Origin of the sequence: Edaphobacter aggregans DSM 19364, assembly GCF_000745965.1 — a bacterium.
GTDB classification, from domain to species: Bacteria; Acidobacteriota; Terriglobia; order Terriglobales; family Acidobacteriaceae; genus Edaphobacter; species Edaphobacter aggregans.
The window spans coordinates 1-5146 of record NZ_JQKI01000241.1 but is presented as its reverse complement, the minus strand read 5'-3'; the positions used below and the strand labels follow the sequence as shown (position 1 = coordinate 5146).

General features: G+C 56.1%; 3 protein-coding genes and 1 pseudogene. 1 reads left to right on the top strand and 3 read right to left on the bottom strand.

Annotation, left to right across the window (positions count from 1 at the left end; translation table 11 throughout):
* The coding region (locus Q363_RS45045; RefSeq protein WP_245632579.1) for a PAS domain S-box protein at positions 1–1582 on the bottom strand (1582 nt) is incomplete at its 3' end.
* A 69-nt stretch (positions 1583–1651) separates the two neighbouring features.
* On the opposite strand from Q363_RS45045, the gene Q363_RS45040 reads away from it, so the two are divergent.
* Positions 1652–2035: a hypothetical protein gene (locus Q363_RS45040; protein ID WP_245632578.1), complete on the top strand. Its 384-nt coding sequence runs from the start codon at positions 1652–1654 to the stop codon at positions 2033–2035.
* On the opposite strand, the pseudogene Q363_RS47235 reads toward Q363_RS45040, so the two are convergent.
* Positions 1976–2122: pseudogene (locus Q363_RS47235) on the bottom strand (hypothetical protein); the annotation flags it as partial. The gene Q363_RS45040 and the pseudogene Q363_RS47235 sit on opposite strands and share 60 nt — an antisense overlap.
* A 1551-nt stretch (positions 2123–3673) precedes the next feature.
* A complete protein-coding gene (locus Q363_RS30475) occupies positions 3674–4540 on the bottom strand; it encodes a hypothetical protein (protein WP_035358254.1) in 867 nt (288 codons plus the stop codon).
* Positions 4541–5146 lie beyond the last annotated feature (606 nt).

Sequence of the window (5146 nt, the reverse complement as noted above, 5' to 3'; positions counted from 1 at the left end):
CGGTCTCCTTCATCGCCTCGATACCATTGAGCATGAGGTTCATCAGTACCTGCTGCAGTTGCACCCGGTCCGCCGTGATTTTGGGAAGATCGGCGGCAAGGTCCGTACGAATCGAAACGGCATGCCGGTTGGCTTCGCCCCGCAGCAGCAGGGCCATTTCGCCGATGATTTCATTTATCGTGACCAACTCCCGTTTGGGAGGGGCCTTCTTGTACAACGATCGCAGATGGTTGATGATTCCCGAGGCAAAGGTGCCCGCCTCGATGATTCTTTCCGTCCCTTTGCGAACTTCCGCCAGATCGGGCGGGTCGCGCTGGAGCCAATTCAAAGATGCCTTGGCATTATTGGTTGTGGCCGTGATGGGCTGTGCGAGATCGTGAGAGATTGAGGCCGCCAGCTCTCCGAGTAGGCTGACCCGATTGGTGTGTGCAAGGTGTGCCTGTAGCTCTTCCGCACGCTTGCGATCTTGAATGTCGGTCGCCGTACCGTACCATTTCACGATCTTTCCTCGCTTGTCCCGCAGCGGCACGACGCGGCCCAAAAACCACCGATACTCCCCGTCGGTGCGGCGGAAGCGCAGCTCCTCCTCGACCGGCTCACCACTGGCTTTGCTCGCGTCCAGTCGTCGCTCAATTCGATCCAGATCGTCGGGATGAACAGCAGCTTTCCTGACTTCCTTCGGTTTTTCCAACTGCGACAGCCCGGTATACTCAACCCAGCGTCGATTCACAAATTGAAGGACCCCGTCGGGTCCAGCGAACCACGCCATCGTCGGAATGGTCTCAATGGCTTCGCGAAATTTTCTTTCCTCCCCCCGCAATCGTTGCATTCGGAGTTGGTACAGCCCCCAAAGGAATGCCAGAAACGCAGCCACGCACAACATGCGGAACCAGGTCGTCTGATAGTAGGCGGGAGCGATGTTGAAATCGAGTTCAGCCCCTGCTTCATTCCAGACACCAGAATTATTGGAGGCCATCACATGGAACCGGTAGTTGCCCGGGCGCAGATTACTGTAAAAAGCCTGGCGCCTGGTTTGAGGGTCCTGCCACTCTCGATCATGACCATCCAGTTTGTACCGGAACTGCACTTTCTGAGGAACGACAAAGCTCAGAGCCGTATAGTCGATCTCGAGATCACGCGTCAGGGCCGGGAGACGAAGGCCGTTTTGAGACGGATAATTCTTTCGATCAGCAATCACTTCTTCGATATGTACTGGCGGCGGGATGGAGTTTCTATACAGCCGGTCGGGATCAATCATCTGGGCCACAGTTCCATTCGCGAACCACAAGCGCCCGTCGTTTGATCGTGTTGCACGTGGCTTAAAATCAGCGGGATAGGGCTGGGCGCCGTCGTACGCATCGAACAAATCGAACCTTACCTTTAGGTCGGGGTGTCCACGCCACTGTTGCAGGTCGTCCGATTTGATCAATATCAGACCGCACTCGGTGTACAGCCAAAGATTGGAGTGCTTGTCGGTAACCATCGCATAGGTCCGGTCGCAGGGCAGGCCGTTATGGTGGTCGAGGGCGTGCTGAGTCTCACCTCGCCGTTCGACAACGCCATCGGTGGTTGCTGCCAGCACAGAACCATCCGAGTTTGCCAGTAGCTGTAAAACTGGAGCATTTGTGTTCTTGAGAGGAAAGATCTGCAGTTGGCCATTCCGATACCGGGCCAGGCCGCCTTTACGCAATCCCAACCAGAGGCCACCTTCGGGATCGCCCGCCAGCGAAATTGGAATACCCAGCCTCTCGTCTGCAATCTCGGTGGCGAATCTGCCATCTTGAATTTGGACCAGTCCACCTGCATTTCCGGGACCAGTGCGAACGACTACGGCCCAAATGCAGCTATCCAAGTCCTCGATCATCCTCAAAACGACCCCAATGGCGCCTCCGTCGCGACGCTGGATGGGTCTAAACCTGCCGCGCTCGTAAACAAACAATCCATTATCCAACCCGACCCAAAGCCGTCCAGCATGGTCTTCGAGAAGGGACGTCACGCGACTGCCCGGCAATCCATTCTTTGGACCGATGGATGAAACGACGTCCCCACGCACATAATCCAAACCTGAATGATTCCCGATCCAGATGGTCCCATTCCGAGCCGCAAGTATGGAATCGACCATGTCACCAGTAAGCCCCTCGTGCACAGAGAAGTTGACAACTGGAATGTCGCGGAAACAGTCGACACCCTCGGCCGTGGTCACCCACAAATTACCTTCCCGGTCCTCAAAAAAACTTTCGGCGGTATCGCTTGATAGACCATCTGCGCTTCGAAAACGTTCTACCTTGCCGTCGTGGACCCGGTAGATGCCGTTTCGTTCAGTTCCAATCCACAATGCGTTATGCCGGTCCAACCACAAGGCGAGGACATTCAACGTGCTACTGTCGAGTGCCGTTGTGGTCAGGGTTCTCCATGTACCGTTTACCCTTTGCTGGAGACCAAGCCCGCGGCCTGAATTCGCGATCCCCGTCCAGACAGATCCATCAGGAGCGGCAGCAAGAGCCATTACACCAGCAAGCGCTGCGTTGGACTTGAGTCCGGGCAACTCGTACGAAGTAGATGAACCTGGTTTCCATCGGACAAGTGCGGTGCTGGTTCCAATCCAAAGATATCCGGAGTTGTCGCCGATCAATGTCCCGGCATAGGGTGGAACTCCGTCTTTGGGCGCGTAGCATTTGGCCACAGATAGTGTGACCTTACAAACAGCTCCAGCCCGCGTTCGCGAACGCGCCATCCAAATCGTGCCCTCACGGTCCTCGTAGATCGAGTTCACGCGGCCCGCTGTTTCTGGGAAATTTAACAGATTTCCGTTCTTCCACTGGGCCAGGCCACCGGATGTTCCAATCCACAGGCTCCCATCGGCAGCGCCCAGGAGTGAGAAAACGGCCGTCGCGGGAAGATGTTCTCCGGTGGGTGGAGTCCAGCGGACGAAACGAACGCCGTCGAAGCGCAACAGCCCACCTAACGTCCCAATCCACACATATCCATCTGTAGTTTGGGTGATCGCAGTGGGGGCTCCTGCGAAGACTCCGTCACGCACGCGCCAGGCAGTGTGCGCGTACTGAGAGATCCGGCGGTCCGGATCCACAGCGTTCGCAGAAGGGCAGGCCAGTAAGCTGCAAAAGAGTATGAGGAATATCCGCACCGGGAGTGCAGGATTCATTGTTTGCGAGATGGTCCTGTACAGTCGGCCAACAGAATGTCCCCGCTGGTTCATCCGAATGGTGATTGGCCCGATTACATCGATTACGCACATCAATTTCACTTATTTTCGCAAAACCACCCTGGTCAGCGGGTTTAAACATGGTCCTATGGTCCACAGAGAATGTTCTGAATCCCCGAAAGAGATTGCTGGTGGGGTGAACTCAGTGGGCATTCGCGCGGAAGCGCGAACCGTTTTCCCTCGCGACACAACTCAACGAATGACTGAGCACTGACAGCCCACAACTAACTACTTTACACCCTCCCGCAACAGCCGGCAGATGCAGCGACCCATACGGCCATTCTGAGCAAAAAATAAAGTTCAAAAAAGTGGCAAATTCTTGGCCGCCGAAAACCACGCACTAAGAACCACGTTCTGACCACGAAAATGACACAGCGCTCTGCATAGAGTCGACCATAGTCACGCGCCCCAGAAAGCGCGCCGGCGGGCAAGGGGAATGGGGGCGCTCGCCTATTGGGACAATGGAAGCTTCCGTCTAGGCACGGGCTGTCCGCTGGAGTTCGTCAGCTCCTGATTTGGGCTCTGTGAAGCGTTTTCCTGTGCATTCGACATCGAGGCCAGTTCCGACTTCCGGTACTTCGATGCGCTGACGTATCCCTGGATATGGTCCTTACTGATGTTGATGATGACCACCTCGACGGGCTGCGGGGTGTCGGGCGTGTAGAACATGACCGGCTGATAGAGATTGACGTGCTTTTGCGACAGGTTGCGATCGTCCACCATCAGCTCCAGGTCGGCATACTGGTGCTTGCTATTGGCTTTCTTCAGTCGGAGCTCAAGTGGTCCCTCGCGCTGGAACTGTTTCGATTTCGTGAGGTCAAACTCCGCGTAGTTTCGTTCCCCCTTCTTCTGCAGCAACACCAGTTCGTCATGGGTGTGCGCAATCGAGCCCGTCAGCTCGGTACGCGTATTGGAGAGGTCGCCCTGCGTGCTCCCTAACTCATTGCGGGTTTGCTCAATCGCCTTCCCCTGTGCGTCGATCTGCGATTGCAGCTTCTTGTAACGCGGATCCTCTCTTTGCCGATGGACTCCCGAGGGGCGGGCGCCGGGCGCGGTCTGCGCGGAAGGGATCGACGGAACGGACTGTGTTTCGTTGCGCGAGGCAAGCATATTCACCTTTGCCGTCAGGTCACTTAGCTCTTGCCGGGTCGCGTTGAGTGCAGTGGTCGTCTGCACATTCTCTGCCGCGAGACTCCGTGCAGCGCGGTGTTCATGAATCGCGTAGCCACCTACAATGCCGGCAAGCGCCACGATGGTGGCATAAACAGCGATGCGCTTTTGTGCCACTCCCCCTGGCAGGGAATCGAACTCCAACATAATGCCTCCGGAGAAGACGATGTAATTTCACCTTCTGCTCTGGAACAGCAGGTTCGGTACCATTTTGCTAAACCCGCAAGTTCCCTGATTGCTGTATGTTGCAATCTGTCAAGCCATCGGATGATGAAAGAACTTCCTGGCCTGCCGGTAATTCTTACTACCCAACCACATCCCAGGTCTCCCCGCTACGGGCTTTCATAAGTACCGTTGTACCACCCAGGACAAAGCTCTCCACCTGGAGGGTCATAGACTCAATCGAAAGTAGTTCTCAGTCGTTGCCACCAGGCCAATGCACGCATTATGAGAGGGCGCCCTGTTTTAGAGGGAAGCTTTAGGGCCGCCGCAAGCTGCGGGGGCTTTGCCCCCGCTCCCCCAGGATTTAGCGCTTTGATGCCTCTCCCGATCTGGACCGGCAGACAGCGAAAAGGGGATACCGCAGCACCCCCTGATCGGTCGAGGCCACGGAGTCGGCGCTCGGGTTGCTTCCCAGCATGGGCCCTATCCTCCGCCCAGTTCAGGCTCATTTTACTGCGGCGGGAAACAAGCTGGTTTTTTTATGGAGAGTTCTGAGGAATATGACATTTTACCTTGAGGGAAAGTGGTCCC